Annotated in this window: 20 protein-coding genes; 14 read left to right on the top strand and 6 right to left on the bottom strand. The window is 30.2% G+C overall.

All coding sequences use genetic code 4. The features are described from left to right. Positions 1-2: 2 nt before the first annotated feature. A complete protein-coding gene (locus tag MAGA_RS04825) occupies positions 3-680 on the bottom strand; it encodes a variable surface lipoprotein (protein ID WP_013022327.1) in 678 nt (225 codons plus the stop codon). A 183-nt stretch (positions 681-863) separates the two neighbouring features. On the opposite strand from MAGA_RS04825, the gene MAGA_RS04065 reads away from it, so the two are divergent. The 4 genes from MAGA_RS04065 to MAGA_RS04820 all read left to right on the top strand — a co-directional run bounded on the left by MAGA_RS04065 (position 864) and on the right by MAGA_RS04820 (position 3959). Further along, complete coding sequence (locus MAGA_RS04065; RefSeq protein ID WP_013022326.1) at positions 864-1478, top strand: type IV toxin-antitoxin system AbiEi family antitoxin domain-containing protein; 615 nt, start codon at positions 864-866, stop codon at positions 1476-1478. Then, on the top strand, positions 1471-2325 hold the full coding sequence (locus MAGA_RS04060; protein ID WP_013022325.1) for a nucleotidyl transferase AbiEii/AbiGii toxin family protein: 855 nt from the start codon (positions 1471-1473) through the stop codon (positions 2323-2325). The genes MAGA_RS04065 and MAGA_RS04060 overlap by 8 nt, the downstream gene beginning before the upstream one ends. Positions 2326-2453: 128 nt before the next feature. After that, on the top strand, positions 2454-3110 hold the full coding sequence (locus MAGA_RS04385) for a variable surface lipoprotein (protein ID WP_013022158.1): 657 nt from the start codon (positions 2454-2456) through the stop codon (positions 3108-3110). Positions 3111-3257: 147 nt separating this feature from the next. Beyond that, positions 3258-3959: a variable surface lipoprotein gene (locus MAGA_RS04820; protein WP_013022152.1), complete on the top strand. Its 702-nt coding sequence runs from the start codon at positions 3258-3260 to the stop codon at positions 3957-3959. A 91-nt stretch (positions 3960-4050) separates the two neighbouring features. Here MAGA_RS04820 and MAGA_RS04815 read toward each other — a convergent pair whose 3' ends face one another. Further along, the gene (locus tag MAGA_RS04815) at positions 4051-4761 is read right to left on the bottom strand and encodes a variable surface lipoprotein (protein ID WP_013022153.1); all 711 of its coding nucleotides are present in this window, start codon (positions 4759-4761) and stop codon (positions 4051-4053) included. An 814-nt stretch (positions 4762-5575) separates the two neighbouring features. Here MAGA_RS04815 and MAGA_RS04810 point away from each other — a divergent pair. The 3 genes from MAGA_RS04810 (at position 5576) to MAGA_RS04030 (ending at position 8375) form a co-directional block, all read left to right on the top strand. Then, the gene (locus MAGA_RS04810; protein ID WP_013022156.1) at positions 5576-6439 is read left to right on the top strand and encodes a variable surface lipoprotein; all 864 of its coding nucleotides are present in this window, start codon (positions 5576-5578) and stop codon (positions 6437-6439) included. 145 nt (positions 6440-6584) lie between these two features. Next, complete coding sequence (locus MAGA_RS04035; RefSeq protein WP_013022154.1) at positions 6585-7517, top strand: variable surface lipoprotein; 933 nt, start codon at positions 6585-6587, stop codon at positions 7515-7517. 129 nt (positions 7518-7646) lie between these two features. Further along, positions 7647-8375: a variable surface lipoprotein gene (locus tag MAGA_RS04030; RefSeq protein ID WP_013022324.1), complete on the top strand. Its 729-nt coding sequence runs from the start codon at positions 7647-7649 to the stop codon at positions 8373-8375. 131 nt (positions 8376-8506) lie between these two features. Here the strand turns inward: MAGA_RS04030 and MAGA_RS04025 are convergent, their stop codons facing one another. From MAGA_RS04025 to MAGA_RS04015, 3 genes are all read right to left on the bottom strand, one after another. Next, a complete protein-coding gene (locus MAGA_RS04025) occupies positions 8507-9187 on the bottom strand; it encodes a variable surface lipoprotein (RefSeq protein ID WP_013022323.1) in 681 nt (226 codons plus the stop codon). A gap of 131 nt (positions 9188-9318) precedes the next feature. Continuing rightward, positions 9319-10302, bottom strand: coding sequence for a variable surface lipoprotein (locus MAGA_RS04805; RefSeq protein ID WP_013022322.1), 984 nt, complete (start codon positions 10300-10302; stop codon positions 9319-9321). A 189-nt stretch (positions 10303-10491) separates the two neighbouring features. Then, positions 10492-11697 (bottom strand): variable surface lipoprotein, encoded by a 1206-nt coding sequence (locus MAGA_RS04015; protein ID WP_013022321.1) that lies wholly within the window; start codon positions 11695-11697, stop codon positions 10492-10494. Between the two features lie 146 nt (positions 11698-11843). On the opposite strand from MAGA_RS04015, the gene MAGA_RS04010 reads away from it, so the two are divergent. Further along, complete coding sequence (locus MAGA_RS04010) at positions 11844-12107, top strand: hypothetical protein (RefSeq protein WP_013022320.1); 264 nt, start codon at positions 11844-11846, stop codon at positions 12105-12107. A 66-nt stretch (positions 12108-12173) separates the two neighbouring features. Here the strand turns inward: MAGA_RS04010 and MAGA_RS04005 are convergent, their stop codons facing one another. Further along, on the bottom strand, positions 12174-13181 hold the full coding sequence (locus MAGA_RS04005; RefSeq protein WP_013022319.1) for an ECF transporter S component: 1008 nt from the start codon (positions 13179-13181) through the stop codon (positions 12174-12176). 133 nt (positions 13182-13314) lie between these two features. Between MAGA_RS04005 and MAGA_RS04000 the strand changes: the two genes are divergently transcribed. From MAGA_RS04000 to infB, 6 genes are all read left to right on the top strand, one after another. Beyond that, the gene (locus tag MAGA_RS04000; RefSeq protein ID WP_013022318.1) at positions 13315-14685 is read left to right on the top strand and encodes a M17 family metallopeptidase; all 1371 of its coding nucleotides are present in this window, start codon (positions 13315-13317) and stop codon (positions 14683-14685) included. A gap of 78 nt (positions 14686-14763) precedes the next feature. Beyond that, positions 14764-15336, top strand: a complete 573-nt coding sequence (locus MAGA_RS03995; RefSeq protein ID WP_013022317.1) for a thymidine kinase — start codon at positions 14764-14766, stop codon at positions 15334-15336. 150 nt (positions 15337-15486) lie between these two features. Then, positions 15487-15933: a ribosome assembly cofactor RimP gene (locus MAGA_RS03990; protein ID WP_013022316.1), complete on the top strand. Its 447-nt coding sequence runs from the start codon at positions 15487-15489 to the stop codon at positions 15931-15933. Positions 15934-15940: 7 nt separating this feature from the next. Next, the gene (gene nusA / locus MAGA_RS03985) at positions 15941-17575 is read left to right on the top strand and encodes a transcription termination/antitermination protein NusA (protein WP_013022315.1); all 1635 of its coding nucleotides are present in this window, start codon (positions 15941-15943) and stop codon (positions 17573-17575) included. Further along, the gene (locus MAGA_RS03980; RefSeq protein ID WP_013022314.1) at positions 17550-17861 is read left to right on the top strand and encodes a YlxR family protein; all 312 of its coding nucleotides are present in this window, start codon (positions 17550-17552) and stop codon (positions 17859-17861) included. Before nusA ends, MAGA_RS03980 begins: the two co-directional genes overlap by 26 nt. After that, positions 17840-19645: a translation initiation factor IF-2 gene (infB, locus tag MAGA_RS03975; protein ID WP_013022313.1), complete on the top strand. Its 1806-nt coding sequence runs from the start codon at positions 17840-17842 to the stop codon at positions 19643-19645. Before MAGA_RS03980 ends, infB begins: the two co-directional genes overlap by 22 nt. Positions 19646-19657: the final 12 nt, after the last annotated feature.

The raw sequence follows: 19657 nt of genomic DNA, 5'->3' as shown, positions 1-19657 counted from the left end.
ATTTATTGCTTAGATATTTTTTTGAGGACTTCAAGTTGCTTCTTTACAATGTCAGAAATTTCTTTGTTTTGTTCTTTTACAGCATCTATATCTTCATTAGTTCAGCCATCTTCTTTTGACATATCTTCAAGTGTCTCTTTAAGACCTTCTATGAATTCTGTTAGCTGTGTTGTGAAATCATTAACTAATACTGGAAATGTCTTTTCGTTTAGTCCAGAAACATAGTCCAAGTCCTTATTTTCTTTTTTGAATGATTCAAATTTAGACATATCAAATTTTGCTTTTTTAATTTCTGTAACATATCCTTCGAGACTTACGATAATTTCTTTTGTTCCTTTCTTTAGTTCATCGAGTTTTTGGTGTTCCTTCTTAGGTACAGCAGGTGTAGCATTTGGGTCATCAGCTGGTGGAGTTGTTGATCTGTCGCCTCCAGGTTCCTTAGGATCTTTTTTATCAGTTGATGTGTTACCGCCTGTCTTATCATCTTTATCTTTTCCAGCTTTATCCTTGTCACCTGTCATTTTGTCATCTGCTGGTGCTTTAGGATCTTTTTGATCCTTGCCTGGTGTTTCTGCTGGTTTTTTGCTTTCATCTTTAGTATCATCACACTTAGCAGCCACAAAAGGAATTGCAGCTAATGATGATACTGATCCAAGTAATAAAAACTTTGATTTTTTCATAAATTTATCCTTTCTTTAAAGGCTATAAAATAGCCTTAAAAATGCTTTATAAATCTATTAATAAATATCAAAAGTGGTGTGTTTATGAACTCTTTTTTAAAAAAAACAATATGCATAAAAGTGCGACTCAAAAATTTATTAATGTTGCTTTTGTGCTTAAATACTTGTATAATATAAGCACAAATGGAACAAAAGCAATTGAATTCTAAATATTACAAGATAATTTATCAACTATTATATGAGAATGATGGTGTTATAACATATAAACAACTAAAGGAACATAATATTCCTAGTATATATTTAACAAGAATGATAAGAAAAGGCACTCTTATTAGGAAAACCAAAGGCATTTATATTATTAATAATGGGCATTATGATGAATATTATTTCCTAAGCAAAAACTATAATTCATTGATTTTTTCTCATTATAGTGCACTATATCTGAACAATATTATTGACATTTTTCCACACCAAATTGATGTTACGGTTTACAGTGGCTATAATGCAAAAGGCATTAAAAAGTATGCAAATGTTTACTACTGTGATAGAGATATACATTCAATTGGACTGTCAGAAGCAAAAACAATATTTGGCAACAAAGTAAGGGTATATGACTTTGAGAGAACAATATGTGATTTTGTAAAGCTGCGCAAAAAAACAGATAGTGAAATTTTTTCTAAGCTTATTGGAGCATATATTAAGTATGAAAAGAAAGATCTAAAAAAATTATATGAATATGCCTATAAATTAGGCATATATAAAAAAATATTGGAGATATTTGAATTATTTTATGAATAAGAATAAATTAATAAGTTTGTGTCATAAAATTGCAGATGAAAGCAGCGCAAATTTCAATGTGGTTTTAATTCAATATTTTATGGAAGGTGTGCTAAGAAGAATATCTAAAAGCAATGAACGAGATAATTTTGTATTTAAGGGCGGTTTTCTTTTGTCTAACATTATGGGCTTAGATAAAAGATCCACAATGGATATTGATTTAGAGATGATAAAAGTTCAAAAAATAAGCGCTGCTAAAATAATAGAAAAATTTAATAACATATTAAAAGTTGATGAAGAAGATGGAATTAAATATCAAATCCTAAAGTATACGGACATTAGAAAAGAGCATAGATACAGTGGCATTAACATATCACTGCTATGCCAAATAGAAAATATAAGACAGGTTATTTCTATAGACATTGCTTCAGGGGATGTTATTACACCCAAAGAAATTGTTTATGAATACAAAAGTATGTTTTCAAATCAGAATTTTTCTATTTTAGCTTATAACATTGAAACTATGCTGGCTGAAAAACTTGAAACAATATTTTCTTTTGGCTTTTTTAATACAAGGTTTAAAGATTTTTATGACGTCTATGTTATCTATGCTTTTAAAAGCAAAAATATTGATATTGATAGACTTGAAAATGCTTGTTACAACACATTTAAAAATAGAAATAGTGAATTTAACATACAGCAATTAATAGAGTTAATTAACAAGATTTCTTTAAATCCGTTGATGAATGAAAGATGAAATAAGTACATAAGTCAGCTAAATAACCAGCAGAAAATAAACTTTAAAACTGTAACTGATTCAATAATGAAACTACTTGAACTAATAAAAGGTAAGGAACACATAAAATAATGATTAAATTTAACAAACACATTGTTTGTTATTTTTCTTTTCATAAACTCACCACTTTTGATATTTATTAATAGATTTATAAAGCATTTTTAAGGCTATTTTATAGCCTTTAAAGAAAGGATAAATTTATGAAAAAATCAAAATTTTTATTACTTGGATCAGTAGCTTCATTAGCAGCCATTCCTTTTGTAGCGGCTAAGTGTGGCGATACTAAAGAAGAAGACAACAAGAAGCCAGCAGAAATGCCTGGTGGAGGTCAAAAAGATCCTAAAGCTCCGGCAGAAGGCGGCATGCCAGCTGACAAGGATAAAACTGAAAAAGATAAGACAGAAACAGAAAAATCTGATAAAGATAAGTCTAAAGAAGACAAAGACAAGGATAAAGATAAAAATACAAAAATTGACTTGTCGAAAATTAACACAAACTTAGGATACTTTCCAAAAGATGAAAAAACTAAAGCAGTTAGACAAAAAGATATAAAAGACAAGATTGTTAAGCTTTTAAATGGTCGACAAGATTTTAGTTTAGCTGTAGATTATGATAATCACAAAGCAAAAGTGACACTAGCAAATGGTCAAGAAATAACTTTTACATTCACAGATGAGCGTGAAAGAATGGCACAAGATACTGATGCTAGTGGTGCAGATATAAATTCAGGAACTAGATCAGTTCAACCAAGTGGAGCAACTCAACCAGGTAAACCAGGAGCTTCAACCCAACCAAGTGGCTCAGCACAACCAGGAAAACCAGGGGCATCAACCCAACCAAGTGGCTCAGCACAATAAAAAATTTTTATATAATTAGAACTAATTGTAGCAAACCAGCTTTTGGTTTGCTTTTATTTGCTATAAACTCACCACTTTTGATATTTATTAATAGATTTATAAAGCATTTTTAAGGCTATTTTATAGCCTTTAAGAAAGGATAAATTTATGAAAAAATCAAAGTTTTTATTACTTGGATCGGTTGCTTCTTTAGCTTCAATTCCATTTGTAGCAGCTAAATGTGGTGAAACAAAGGATGAAGAAGAAAAGAAGCCTGAAGTAGATAAGAAACCAGGAGAAGGAAAAGAGCCTGGCCAAAATACAGATCAAGGTAAAAATCCAGAAACTAACGCATCGCCTAAAGAAGAAACCAAAACTGACATAAGCAAGCTAGATGAAAAAACTAAAAAAGAACTATCAAAACAGTTAAAGGGTGAATTTTCAGAAAACCCAAGCTATGACAATATAGTTAAAGAGCTGCAAAAACACTTTAAGGGATTAAATAAAAAGCACATTTTGGTACAAGGTTCAAAAGATAAATTGAAAATAACAGCTACTGGTGTAGGTTCAAATCCTTTTAGGGGAACACTTTTATTAAGCAATAACAATGGCGAAAGCTCTGCAAAGTCAACCAAAACTGACATAAGCAAGCTAGATGAAAAAACTAAAAAAGAACTATCAAAACAGTTAAAGGGTGAATTTTCAGAAAACCCAAGCTATGACAATATAGTTAAAGAGCTGCAAAAACACTTTAAGGGATTAAATAAAAAGCACATTTTGGTACAAGGTTCAAAAGATAAATTGAAAATAACAGCTACTGGTGTAGGTTCAAATCCTTTTAGGGGAACACTTTTATTAAGTAAGATGTAACAACCAAAAAAATATTTAAAAAATAAAAACTTTTATAAACATCAAAATTCAAAAAAACGAGGCAACCCGTTTTTTTAATATTTAATGTTTTTTATTTTTTCTCACTGTGCGAATATTTTCCAGTAATTAATTTTGAATCTTTGTGTGCCTCGATTGTGAGCTTTTTATCTGTTTCATTAAATTCAACTTTTGACAAATCACCTAATCTAACAGATTCTAGTCCTTTAGCTTTCTTTAAAACATCTATAACATCTTCAGAAAGAACATCTTTTTTAGCAAGCTTTTTTAGTTCATTCTGAATATTTGTTTCAAGTTTACTTAAGTCAATTTTAGTTGACTTTGCAGGTGTTGTGTCAGTTTTTGATTGTGCTGTAAATTCATACTTACCAGTAATTAATTTTGAATCTTTGTGTGCCTCGATTGTGAGCTTTTTATCTGTTTCATTAAATTCAACTTTTGACAAATCACCTAATCTAACAGATTCTAGTCCTTTAGCTTTCTTTAAAACATCTATAACATCTTCAGAAAGAACATCTTTTTTAGCAAGCTTTTTTAGTTCATTTTGAATATTTGTTTTAAGTTTACTTAAGTCAATTTTAGTTGACTTTGCAGGTGTTGTGTCAGTTTCTGGATTTTTACCTTGATCTGTATTTTGGCCAGGCTCTTTTCCTTCTCCTGGTTTCTTATCTACTTCAGGCTTCTTTTCTTCTTCAGCCTTTGGTTCACCACACTTAGCAGCTACAAAAGGAATTGCTGCTAATGAAGACAGCGATCCAAGTAATAAAAACTTTGATTTTTTCATAAATTTATCCTTTCTTTAAAAGCTATAAAATAGCCTTAAAAATGCTTTATAAATCTATTAATAAATATCAATTTATTATATGATGCATTAAGTGCTAAATTAATAGCAAATTTAAGCCATTTAATTAAAACGCTACAATCTGCCACTGATTACAACTTATGAAGTTGTATGTAGTTTTTTAGCGCTTAATATATTCATCAATAGATGACAACATTATATAAAAAAAAAAAAAAATAGCAAAAATTTTTTGTTGCCTAGTTTCTGTGTTTGTTAAAGCAGCAAAAATAATTCGTTTTGTATAAGTTATAAATTGTCATTTTGAAAATATAATCAATTGAAAATATATTTCTAATAATAAAACATATTTTGTTAGAATATAGAGAAATACAAAACAGTTATGAAGCCAAATTCAGAATTTTGCCTTGCTGTTTTTATATTATAAAAACAAAGATTAATCTACCTAAGATTACAGAATGTTTTAGTTGGTTGAACAACAGAATCGTGAAGAATGATTTTTACGTTTCTAACTATTTGCTTAATTCATTTTCTTAATATGTATTCTTTATAAAGGACAAAATAATAAAAAACTTATTGAAAATAGGATTTTTCTATAGTTTACAACAAAAATATTAGTATAAAAATTATGTTAACGATTCCATATTCATTATTTTATGTTGATAGGTTTAAGCAGCAAACATTGCTGTTGTTTTTAGTAAACGGTTGCTAATCATATACTTGCACTTTTGATATTTATTAATAGATTTATAAAGCATTTTTAAGGTTATTTTATAGCCTTTAAAGAAAGGATAAATTTATGAAAAAATCAAAGTTTTTATTACTTGGATCAGTTGCTTCAATGGCTGCAATTCCTTTTGTAGCAGCTAAGTGCGATGGCACTAAGGAAGATGATAACAAGAAGCCAGGCGAAACTACTCCAGGTAATCCTACTGAAACACCAGGTGGAAGTCAAAATAACCCAGGAGGAAATCAAAATCCAGGAACTCCTATAACCCCAGAAAATCCTGCAAATGCATCTAAAACAGATATTAGTAAAAAATTAAGTGCTGACAATTTAAAAGATCTTGCTAAGAAATTAAAAGATGAATTTAATGAAAGTCCAAGTTATGACAATATACAAAAGGCACTTAGATTATACTTTAATGAAATTAAGAATAGTGATTTCTTGGTGCAAGGTTCTTCAGAAAAATTAGAAATAACAATTAAAGGAGATAGCGCTAAATTCCAAGGAACAATTATTCTTACAAAACAGTCAGGTCAGCCTTCGGGTGGATCAGATGTTACACCTCCTACATCAAATGATAATGGCGGAAAAGTAAAGGAACTTAAGGTAGAAACCGAAACATTAATTAAGGATTTGGAAACAAAAATTGAAAAAATTAATAAGGCTAAGTTTGACAGTAAAAAACTAGAAGCATTTAAAAAAGAAGGAAAAGATCTAGATTACATTGAATACTTAAAAGCTGATACATTTTCTAAATTGCAAAAAGAATTCACTGATGAATTAAAAGAATTTTTAGAATACTTTAATGAAGTGCTTGATGAAATTAAAAAGAATGAAATAAAATCTGATGATGCAAAAGATCTTTTAGAAGAATATAATGGAATTACTGAACTTATCAAAGAGCAATTTACTATCTTTGAAAAAGTATCAAATTAAAAGCTAACAATAAATATTTAATATAGAACGTCAGCAAATAGCTGATGTTTTTTTCTTTTCATAAACTCGCCACTTTTGATATTTATTAATAGATTTATAAAGCATTTTTAAGGCTATTTTATAGCCTTTAAGAAAGGATAAATTTATGAAAAAATCAAAGTTTTTATTGCTTGGATCAATATCTTCACTAGCGGCAATTCCTTTTGTGGCTGCTAAGTGTGGTGAGACAAAGTCTGAAGAAGAAAAGAAACCTGAAGTAGATAAGAAACCAGGGGAAGGAAAAGAGCCTGACCAAAATACAGATCAAGGTAAAAATCCAGAAACTGACACAACACCTGCAAAGTCAACTAAGATTGACTTAAGTAAACTTGAAACAAATATTCAAAATGAACTAGAAAAGCTTGCTAAGAATGGCGTTTCACCAGAAAGTGTGTTAGATATCCTAAAAAAAGTAAGCGGGTTAGAAAAATTAACATTAGGCGACTTTTCAGCAGTCGAATTCAAGGATAAAAAATTAACAGTTAAAGCCCACAAAGATTCAAAATTAATTACTGGTGAGTATGAGTTTAAAGTACAATCAATATCAAACAAAGATCAACTTTTAATGCATAAGAACAAAATTAAAGAATTTGTGTTTAAAAATCTTAAAGAATTAAATGTAGAAAACCCAAGTCCTGTAACAGATTTTGAGGGAATGTTTAAGGATTTAGATATTGATAATGCAAAAACTAAGGATGATTTCGCAAGAATAAAGGATGATTTAAAATATCTATTTGCACAATGATATAGTTCATTCGAGGAGTCTCCATTTGGATTTGACTATAGTGAATCAGAGCACAAAAAAGACGATAAGAATATCAGCGAGTCAAATGGAGGTAATCCATATGTACATGTAGCTCGTGAATTAATTACAGAAGTTGAAAAAGAAATTAACAAAAACAAAGATAATGAGTATGAAATTTTTGCAACACTAAATTATGATGTTCAATTAGCTAAAGAAGCAATAGAAAAGCAAGTTCAAGAACAAAACCAAGAAATTGAAAAATTGTTTCAACCAATATTAAATAGCTTTAAGTAATAATAATTTTATGCAACCAAGGGGGTTGCATTTTATTTTCAATATAAACTCACCACTTTTGATATTTATTAATAGATTTATAAAGCATTTTTAAGGCTATTTTATAGCCTTTAAAGAAAGGATAAATTTATGAAAAAATCAAAGTTTTTATTACTTGGATCATTATCTTCTTTAGCAGCAATTCCTTTTGTAGCTGCTAAGTGTGGTGGTACTAAGGATGAAGAAAAGAAGCCAGCTGGAACACCTGATAAAACACCAGGAGGAAATCAAAATCCAGGAACTGAAGGCGGTGAAAATAGCAATAATGCAACAACAGGTGAAAAGAAATCATTATCAGTGCTTATTTCTAATGAAAATCAACAATTAGGGAAAATTGACAAGAAAGACAAGAATAGCATATTAGATGCATTATTAAAAAAGAATAAATCATTAAATATCGACAAATCTCAATTGGATGTTGAGAGCATCGAAAATGCATCAGCAGTTGTTTTTGCTAAAAGTGACAGTGTCAAATATGAAGGTAAAATATTGGTTTCATTTACTCTAAATTCTTCAGCCACACCAGGTGATGGCGATGCAACCACAGCTGAAAAGAAATATTTGCCAGCAATAATTTCTAATGAAAATCAACAATTAGGGAAAATTGACAAGAAAGACAAGAATAGCATATTAGATGCATTATTAAAAAAGAATAAATCATTAAATCTCGACAAATCTCAATTGGATGTTGAGAGCATCGAAAATGCATCAGCAGTTGTTTTTGCTAAAAGTGACAGTGTCAAATATGAAGGTAAAATATTGGTTTCATTTACTCTAAATTCTTCAGCAACACCAGGTGATGGCGGCACAACAAGATAAAGTTATTAATTATTAAAGCATAAATCAAAAAACAAAACCAAAGGCCACTCACAGCTTTTGGTTTTTAAATGCATAATATTGCAATAATATTTTTCTTACTGTTAAGACTTTATTCTTAAAAGTTCTTTACATTAAAACGAAGATTTTTCAAATTTGATAATCTCTTCGTAGTTTTGAAATTTTGAAGGAGTATGTTCATCTTTCTCTTCTGGAGTTTCTTCCTTTTTAAATGCTTCAGCTAATTCCTTAGCTTTTTTCTCCTCTAATTCTCTCTTCTTCTTTTCTTCTAGTTCTTTTTTCTTTTTGTCTTCTGTTTCATTAGTCTTCTCTACTTTAGTTACTTTCCCAAATTCAAGCTCTAATTTTTCAGTTCCAACTTTAACTTTTATTTTTTGTTGTGCTTGCACACCAAGTTTATTATTTTTATCATCATCAGAAGCTAATTTAACAAGTTCTTTTTCTTTATCACCTAGTTTTGATGCAATCTTGTCTAGTACTGATTGATAGGTATCGCCTTCCTTGAATGAGTTTTGTAAACGGTCTTCAAATTTAGGAGCTAAGCCTCAGATTGATAGTATTTTATCTTTTAAAGCTTTAACATTTATTTCGCTTCCTTGTTGATTGCTACCGCCTTCAGTTCCTGGATTTTGACTGCCTTCTGCTGGAGTATTAGGATCCTTTTTACCTCCACCAGGCATTTCTGCTGGTTTCTTGTTTTCTTGTTCTTTAGTATCGCCACACTTAGCAGCCACAAAAGGAATTGCAGCCATTGAAGCAACTGATCCAAGTAGTAAAAACTTTGATTTTTTCATAAATTTATCCTTTCTTTAAAGGCTATAAAATAGCCTTAAAAATGCTTTATAAATCTATTAATAAATATCAAAAGTGGTGAGTTTATGAAAAAACATCAGCTATTTGCTGACGTTTTGCTTTAAGTAAATGATTATTTTTGCTTAATTGTAAATGAAACTTCAACTTCGCCTTCGTAGCTCATACTGTTTGCGTTTGCTTTAACTTTAGCTTTGTTTTCTTTCGAATCTAATTCAATTGTTACTTCATTAACTTTTAAGTCTTTTGCTACTGTAAGTAATGCAGTTTTAACACTTTCTAAATCTTTTTTAGCAATTTCACCTAATGCAGTTTTGGTTATAACTTTGTTTAATGCTTGTTTTGCTGTTGTGCTCTTAATTGTAAATGAAACTTCAACTTCGCCTTCGTAGCTCATACTGTTTGCGTTTGCTTTAACTTTAGCTTTGTTTTCTTTCGAATCTAATTCAATTGTTACTTCATTAACTTTTAAGTCTTTTGCTACTGTAAGTAATGCAGTTTTAACACTTTCTAAATCTTTTTTAGCAATTTCACCTAATGCAGTTTTGGTTATAACTTTGCTTAATGCTTTTTTTGCTGTTGCTTCTGAATTAGTTTCTGTGGTGTTTGCATTAGATACTTTTCCAAATTCAAGCTCTAATTCTTCAGCACCAACTTTAATTTTTATTTTTTGTTGTGCTTGTAAACCAAGTGTTTTGTTTTTATCACCTTCAGAAGATAGCTTAACAAGTTCTTTTTCCTTATCACTTAGTTTTGATGTAATTTTGTCTAGTACTGATTGATATGTATCACCTTCCTTGAATGAGTTTTGCAAACGGTCTTCAAATTTTAGAGCTAGGCCTCATATTGATTGTATTTTCTCTTTTAAAGCTTTAACATTTATTTCGTTGCCTTGTTGATTGCTACCCCCTTCAGTTCCTGGATTTTGATTTCCTCCTGGGTTATTTTGGCTTCCGCCTGGTGTTTCAGTAGGATTGCCTGGAGTAGTTTCACCTGGTTTCTTTTCTTCATTTTTAGTGTCACCACACTTAGCAGCTACAAAAGGAATTGCTGCTAGTGAAGATAGTGATCCGAGCAATAAAAACTTTGATTTTTTCATAAATTTATCCTTTCTTAAAGGCTGTAAAACAGCCCTAAAAATGCTTTATAAATCTATTAATAAATATCAAAAGTGGTGAGTTTATAGCAAAATAAAAGCAAACCCAAAATGAGTTTGCTATATGTATACATCTTATATTGAATTATAACGCGATTTGTGCTTCATGTGGTTTAGGTCAGAAATTTGAATTTATCTAGTTCTCAAACCTATTTCCGCACCAGAAGCATCAGTATTGTTCGCCATTCTTTCGGTTGTGAATTCATATTTACCAGAAATTAGTTTTGAACCTTCTTTAGCTTCGATAACAAGTTTCTTGTTCTTGAACTCAACTGTTGCTAAATCTTCATCTTTTATGTCTTTTAAGCCTTCAACAGTTTTTAGAACTGCAAGAACTTCTTCTTTCTTAACACCATCTTTAGCCAATTTATTTAATTTTTCTTGTACGTCTTTTTTAAGATTACCTAAATTTACAGTTGTAGATGTTGAAGAGTTTGAATCTGTTTGTGCAGCAAATTCATATTTACCTGAAACAAGTTTTGAACCTTCTTTAGCTTCGATAACAAGTTTCTTGTTCTTGAACTCAACTGTTGCTAAATCTTCATCTTTTATGTCTTTTAAGCCTTCAACAGTTTTTAGAACTGCAAGAACTTCTTCTTTCTTAACACCATCTTTAGCCAATTTATTTAATTTTTCTTGTACGTCTTTTTTAAGATTACCTAAATTTACAGTTGTAGATGTTGAAGAGTTTGAATCTGTTTGTGCAGCAAATTCATATTTACCTGAAACAAGTTTTGAACCTTCTTTAGCTTCGATAACAAGTTTCTTGTTCTTGAACTCAACTGTTGCTAAATCTTCATCTTTTATGTCTTTTAAGCCTTCAACAGTTTTTAGAACTGCAAGAACTTCTTCTTTCTTAACACCATCTTTAGCCAATTTATTTAATTTTTCTTGTACGTCTTTTTTAAGATTACCTAAATTTACAGTTGTAGATGTTGAAGAGTTTGAATCTGTTTGTGCAGCAAATTCATATTTACCTGAAACAAGTTTTGAACCTTCTTTAGCTTCGATAACAAGTTTCTTGTTCTTGAACTCAACTGTTGCTAAATCTTCATCTTTTATGTCTTTTAAGCCTTCAACAGTTTTAAGAACTGCAAGAACTTCTTCTTTTTTAATACCATCTTTAGCTAATTTATTCAATTGGTCTTGAATAGTTTGGTCAATTTTGCTTAAATCTACAGCTGTAGATGTTGAAGGAGTTGAATCTGCTTGACCTCCACCTGGCATTTCAGCTGGTTTCTTTTCCTCTTCTTTAGTGTCGCCACATTTAGCTGCTACAAATGGAATGGCAGCCATTGAGGCAACTGATCCAAGTAATAAAAACTTTGATTTTTTCATAAATTTATCCTTTCTTTAAAGGCTATAAAATAGCCTTAAAAATGCTTTATAAATCTATTAATAAATATCAAAAGTAGTTAATTTATTATTAAATTATTTGGTAACAGGCAAGCACAAGTTATCTTTTTAGTAAAATAATATTACATATGAATAAAAAAGAATATGATACATTTGTCATTATTGGTGCTACTTTAGGAATAGTTGGCGGCGCACTGTTTGCTTTAGTGGGGGTGGGCATTGTTAGCATCGTTCTTTCTGTTATGTGTCTAGGAGCAAGAAAGTATGATAGAACATTTATTTTAATAACAGGCATTATCAACATATTTTTTGCTGGCATAATAGGTGGGATATTTTTAATAATTGCATATGCACTATCCGAAAGCTCTCATGATAGCTGAAAAACCAACTAATTTGCAATTTTATAGCACAAATCGTTAAACTTATAAGCCTATAAAACAGGCATAAAAAACAGCCTATTATTCGTACATAATAGCGCTGTTTTTGTTTACTAGTGGGTTAATTACATTGTATGTAAAGAATATAACAAACATATTAAATCATATTTTAATTGGGCTAAAGACAATGTGTTGAAACATATAAGTTATTATTGAACCGGCTTGGCTTGATGCCCCTGTTGTTGAATAGTCAGCTAAAGAAAGCAGTGGTACATTGATCAATTCAATTATCGCTGAGAAAATAACTATCGGAATAATTACTAAGAAACGTTTTGGATGCATTTTAAATCTAGCCACTATTAAAAAGATAAACATAGCTAAATAACCAGAAGTCATTAAGGCATATAAGCCTATTTTATTAGGTATTACGCTAAATTGCTTAATTGTAGAATCATCAATAACACGGAATACTACAAAGTAGATAAATAGTATTGCTAAAACAATTAATAATAATGCAGCGAGCAAGTTGATATTAAGAAGCTTTTTTTCTTGGTTAGTAACATTTGCACTCTTACGTTGTTCACCAAGCATAATAATTTTTGTCTTTATTTTAGAAATTTTTGGGCTTTGCGGATCTTCTAATACTAGTTTATACAAACGCTCTTTTTGTTTAAAGATGGCATTATCAAAACTAGCATCTCTAAATTGACCACCAAAGGCATAATTTAGGATTTTAAGGAAAATTATTCCTACTAAACCAGCAATTACACCATCAACAATAGCAGCTAGTGTGTAGTAAAAATTATAGAAAGTTGGGAACATTGAAAAGGAGATTATGTCGCTTATTAGTCCAACTGTTCCACCGACTAAAGGCCCGAAAATTAGTCCGCTAATTTTAATAGGCAAGCCTATAAAACTAATTTTATAAGTTGGGATTGAAATAAGAGGAACAAAAGAAGCAAAGACAACAAAAATAACAACAGAGATTGCTATAAGTATTCCAACAAAAGAAATTTTTCTTATTGTTAATTTAGGAAAAAATGAAAAATCATGTCATTTTTTCTTTATTGTGTTTAGTATCTTGTTCATATTTATTCCTTTGTTTAAAATAATATATTATTATCATAAAAATGCCGAAAATAATAAATTTTTTAGATGTAATTATATGAAAATTAAAATGATAAAATAAGAAAATAAGCAGAAGTTAGTGAAAGGATGCTTTATGAAATTATTTGAAACAATAACATCAAAAAGAGATAACAATATGTTGCTTAAAGCAACATTTGATGAAGAAACAAGTTGCAATTTTTTAATTAAAAAAGACAGTAGCATCACTGAATATCATGAAAAAAATGAAGCTTTGGCATACTTTAGTAAAAGAGAAACTTTATCGTTTTCTGACCTAGAAGGCTTTTTTAAAGGCTTAGCGGCAAATGCTAATAGAAATTATCAAGTTGATTTAGCTTCATTTGCAACTGAAAAACTTCCTTTAGCTAAAGTTACTGATGCTTTTGTTAGAGCAGTATACTTTGCCAAAGGTGAAATATATTCAGCTAGAAAAAAAGATGAAAAAGAAGAAGTTGAATTAATTCCTTTTATTGAAAAAGTAACTAGTGAAGTTAGTGAGCAATTTAATAAATCACTTGTTTTAGCTAGAGCAACAAACTTTGCGCGTGATTTACAAATTATGCCGCCTAACATTTGTAACTCTGAATTTTTAGCTGAGAAAGTTGCTAAAGACTTAGCACAATATGAAAACTTAAAAGTTACTGTTTTAAAGAAAAAAGAAATTGAAGAGCTTAAAATGGGACTTTTACTTTCTGTAAATAAGGGAAGTGTTTATGAACCTAGAGTTGTTGTTATTGAATACAATGGCGACAAAGATTCAAAAGAAAAAACTGTAATGATTGGTAAAGGTATTACTTTTGATTCAGGTGGTTATTCATTAAAACCTTCTAGATCAATGGTATCAATGAAATTTGATATGTCTGGTTCGGCTATTGTTGCGGCAACAATGAAAGCTATTGCGCAATTAAAACCTAAGAAAAATGTAGCTGCAATTATGTGTATTACAGACAACAGAGTTAATGGCGATGCTTCACTTCCTGATTCAGTATGAGTTGCTATGAATGGTAAAAGTGTTGAAATTAACAACACTGATGCTGAAGGAAGATTGGTAATGGCCGATGGACTTGTTTATGGGGCAAAAGTACTTAATGCAACTAGATTAATTGATGTAGCAACTTTAACTGGAGCTATGGTTGTTGCTTTAGGTCAAACATACACAGGTACATGAGCAACAAGTGATAAAGCTTGAGAAGATATCAAAAAAGCTGCTGACAACGCTAATGAATTAATTTGAAGAATGCCACTTGATAAAGCATTTGCAAAAAACATTAAGTCATCAAAAGTGGCTGACTTAAAAAACACAGACTTTTCAGGAAATGCAGGGTCATGTTCTGCGGCTATGTTTTTAGCTGAATTTACAGAAGGTGTTGAACACATCCATCTTGATGTAGCTGGCACAGCTGAAATTAGTGAAGTGCCACAAGGCATTATGGTTAAGACTTTAACCGAACTAAGCTTACTTTAGAATAATTAAAAAAAGAATCATTGTTTTAAGGCCAAGATTCTTTTTTAATTTCATCATTTTTATAAAGAGGATTTAGCAATGTATTTAAAAAATGGGTTAGGTCAACTAGAAGTAATAACAGGCCCTATGTTTTCTGGCAAGACAGAAGAGCTTTTAAAAAGAATTAATATTCTTAAAATTGCAGGAATAAATTCATTGGTAATAAAGCCTAAATTTGACACAAGGTTTTCAGACAATGAGATAGTTAGCAGAACAGGAGCAAAGCATAAAGCAATTAATGTCAGCAGTTCTAAAGAGATTTTAGATCACTGAAGTCCTAAATATATGTGTGTAGCTATTGATGAAGTTAATTTTATGGATGAAGATATTTTATCTGTCATTGAAGAGTTAATTTATAAAGGTGTAAGAGTAATATGCTCTGGGCTTGATATGGATTTTAAAAGAAGGCCATTTGATGTTATGGCAAAGGTTTTAGCTTCTGCTGATAGTATTTTAAAACTAAAAGCAGTTTGTTTAGAGTGCAAATCTGATGCCGGATTTTCGTTTAGAAAAGTTAAAAGTGATGAACTTAATTTATTAGGCGATTCTGAATATGAAGCTAGATGCAGAATTTGTCATATAAAGGGTGAAAAAGAGAAGGCTAAAATGTAGATTTAGCAGTCTATAACTTATATTTATTAATCAACTAACTTCTTAGTTTGTTTTGTATAAAAAACATTAAAGTTTGCTATAATAATTGCATTCGTAATTAATATACGAGTTGGAGAGATCCAACTCTTTATTATTTTAGTATGGAGAAATATGAACTGAAAAAGCTTGCTAGTAGAAAAGTTTGGCAACAAAATTAATGATGTGAAAATAGTTAATGAAGATGGGCTATTAATATTAGAAGTTATAGCATCAAGTAGAGATCTTAAAGATATTGAAGAGCTTACAAAAATAGTTAATGATTATATCGATTCATTAAATGTAGAATTTGATTTTGATTCATTGTCAATAAGTTCACCCGGTTTCAAAATGGACTATGAAACAGATGAATTGGGAAATCATATTGGTGAAATAGTTGACGTAAAGTTAAATAAAAATGTTAATAAATTAGACTTTTACACTGGCGAAATATTAGAGAATAATCCTGAGTCAATATTACTAAAGTGAAATTGCAAGGGACAGTTTAGAAAAGTTGAAATTGAAAAAGCAAATATAAAAAAAATAAGCATAAATATAGAATATGCAAGCAGGAATAAATAGGAGAAGTATGTCTGTTAAGAAAAATAGTGAATTAATGAATGCACCTAAAATTTGATATGAGATTATCAAAGGTTACAATGAAAAAGAAAAATTAGAATTATCAGTTTTAGCTGATATATTTTCTGAAGAAGTAACAAGAATTGTGCAAAAAAACATTGATCCAGAAGCTAATATTGTTTTTGAAATTGATGAAGAAAACAAAGAAGTGCATGTTTATAACACTGAAGCAATAGTTGTTGATGATAGTGAATTCGATGATTTAAGTGAATCTGATAAAGTTTCACTAATGCTATACAATGTGCCTTTGTCAGTAGCTAAAAAGGTAAAAAGTGATGTAAATGTTGATGATACTATCAAAATTGAAATCGATTTATTAGCTTTAAGTAAGTCAACAAATCCAGTAGTACAAAAGACACCTAAAATTATTGAATCATCTATCTTGCAGGCTATAAAAAAGCTTCAAAAGTCAATTGTATATACAAAATATTTAGAAAAAATTGGCGAAACTGTAAAGGTTACTTTTATTTCTAAGAACTCAAAAGGCTCATGAAATGTGCAAATTGTTGATGATGGAGTTATAGCTCACTTACCTGCTAATTATGTAAGTGCTAAAAGAGTTATTAATCCTGGATCATATGGGGATGTTGTAATTGAAAGAGTTGAAAAGGATACAAAATTAAGTCAAATTACTGTTTCATTAGATTCACCAAAGCTTATTGAAAAGATTTTGTACAACAATATTCCAGAAATTAGCAGCGGATTAATTGAAATAGTTAATGTTCAAAGAATACCCGGAGAAAGAACTAAGGCAGTGTTTAATGCTTCAGCAGGCAATGAGCACTTAGATGTATATGGTGCAATAATTGGTCAAGATTCTTCAAGAATTAATTTAATCATTAGTGAGATGAATCAAGGTGTAAATCAGGCAGATATGGAAAAATTTGATGTCATTGTTTACACAAGCGACAAAAAAGAATTTATTCGTAGATGTATGCTTCCTGGACAAGTAGTTGACATTGTGCCTAAAAATGAAAGTCAAAATTCATTTTATGTTATTACAATAAAGGCAGGCTTATCTGCAGCTATTGGTAAAAAAGGTGCTAATACAATGTTAGCTTCTAAGGTATCTCATTCTAATTTAGACATTATTACAGTTGAAGAAGCTAAGCTAAAAAATATTCTTTTTGATGAAAGTAAAATTGCTGAAGTGGAAGAGTCGCTTAATTCATTTAGAAGATATGGAGCCACTAAAAAAGCTCCAGCAAGAGCATTTAACAATAATAGAAGAAAAACAAATTCGTACTTTGAAAATCTTGACTTGAGCCTTGAAGGGTTTGATAAAGACATTTTGGCTTTCAGAGAGCAAGAACAAGCATTTTTTGATGAAAGCAATAGTCAAAATATGGAGTTTGATGAACTAATTCAACAATATAACAGTGAATCAGTTAAAGAAAATGTTGAATCTGATGAACGTTCAATTGATGAAAAATTAAACGAAATTCAAAAAGAAGAAAAATTGACTGCTAATGACTATAAAAAAGCCAAAGAAGTCGCTAAAAACTTTAAAGTTGACAAAGATTTAAGTAGTTTTGGTTTAGACAGTGGAATCGATTTAAGTGACATTGAAAATGAAGAGTGATAAGAAAAATGAAGGCTTTAGTCGCAGGTGTATTGCATCAGGACTTATAGTACCTGAGAATCAAATGCTCAGATTTGATTATAATAAGAATGAAAATCTAATTAAACTAGATGTCAACAGAGAGCTAAAAGGCCGAGGAGCCTATTTTATAGCGACAGAGGAAAACTGAAATACTGTTGTTAGAAAAAAATGTTTGAACAAAACATTTAGGACTGCTGTTCCAAAAGAAGTATATGAAAGAATAGAAGCTGAATTGAAGGAGGGGAAATGGCTAAAAAGAATAGATTAAGTAACACAAGTGTGGTTAAAGAACAACTTTCAGACATTAAGACTGAAATCGTTAATGGAACATTTATTTTTACAAATAGAATGCCTTTAGGAGAGTTTGCTGAAAAAATTAAAATGAATGCAAACGATCTAATTAAAAGATTTTTACTTAGAGGTAAGTTCTATCAAATTAACCACATTTTAGAAGAAGAAGAAATTGCTGAAATATGCATGGAAAAAGGACTTGATTTTAAAAAAGAAGAAAACATTGATGCTGGAAACTTTTTAAATGAAGTCAAATTTAATGATGATAAAAGCTTATTAGTTAAGCGCCCTCCAATTATTACAGTTATGGGTCACGTTGACCATGGTAAAACTTCACTAATTGACTATATTAGAAAAACCAATGTAGTAAGCACTGAAAGTTCAGGAATTACCCAACACACTGGTGCTTATCAAATTTCTCATAAAGGCGAAAAAATAACCTTTATTGACACTCCTGGCCACGAAGCATTTAGTAAAATGCGTTCTCGTGGAGCCAAGATTACTGACATTATTATTTTGGTCGTAGCAGCTGATGATGGAGTTATGCCTCAGACTAAAGAGGCTATAATGCACGCTAAATCGGCAAATGTACCTTTAATTGTTTTTGTAAACAAAATGGATAAGCCACAAAAGAATTTGGAAAAAATTAAAAGAGAACTGATGGAAAATGATGTTCTTATTGAAGAATTTGGCGGCGATACTCAAATTGTTTATGGTTCTGCACTTAAAGGTCAAGGAATTGAAGAATTATTTTCAGCAATTATTTTGCTTGCGGATTTATTAGATTTAAAAGCTAATCCTTCTCGTTATCCTGTTGGAACTGTAATTGAAAGCAAAGTTGACAAAGGCGTTGGTGTTGTAACCACAATTATTGTTGAAAATGGAACTTTATATAAAGGTGATTTCATTGTTGCTGGCTCATGCTATGGAAAAGTAAGAAGTATGAAAAGCCCTGGCGGAGCATTTATTGATGAAGTGCTTCCTGGAACACCTGTTAAGATTGCTGGATTAAATAACTCTCCATTAGCTGGGGATAGATTTATTGGTTTTGAAGATGAAAAGTATGCTAAAAAATTAGCTTTAGACAAAGCTCAAATTGATAAAAATCATAACTTATATGAAAAAACTCAATTAAATAATGTTGAGCTAGGTAAAAAAGTATTCAACGTTATTATTCGTTCAGACGTGCAAGGAACTGCTGAAGCTATTAAAAATAAGCTTTCTGTAATGGAAAATGAAGAAGCAACAATTAGAGTTATTGGTGCACAAGTTGGGCAAGTTTCTAGCAGCGACTTATTATTAGCACAGGCTTCAAATGCAATTATTATTGCTTTTAATGTTAAAGTATCACCAAATATTAAGCAAACTGCAAAGCAAAGTAATATAAAAATTATGTCTTATGATGTAATTTATAAGATTATTGAAGATATGCAAAACATTCTTGACGGCGAAAAGCCAATTGTTTATGAAGAAAGAAAAATTGGCTCTGCGCACTGTATTAAGCTATTTTATTACTCAAAAATTGGTACTATTGCTGGCTGTATGCAAGATGAAGGTGTTGTAAAAGTAGGTTGTAAGGTTCAAATATTTAGAAATAAAAAAATGATTCATGAAGGCATTGTTGAAACTTTAAGGCGTGAAGCAAATGACTTAAAAGTAGTTGAAAAAGGCAAGGATTTTGGTACACACATTAAGAAATTTAACGACATTAAAGAAGATGATGTTTTAGTGTTCTTTGAAGAAGTTCCAGTTTCTGTTTAGGCCTATAAAACA

The organism is Mycoplasmopsis agalactiae, from assembly GCF_000089865.1.
In the GTDB taxonomy this organism is placed as follows: Bacteria; Bacillota_I; Bacilli_A; order Mycoplasmatales; family Metamycoplasmataceae; genus Mycoplasmopsis; species Mycoplasmopsis agalactiae_B.
Note: the sequence above shows the minus strand (reverse complement) of the source record. Positions and strands in the feature narration are given on the sequence as shown.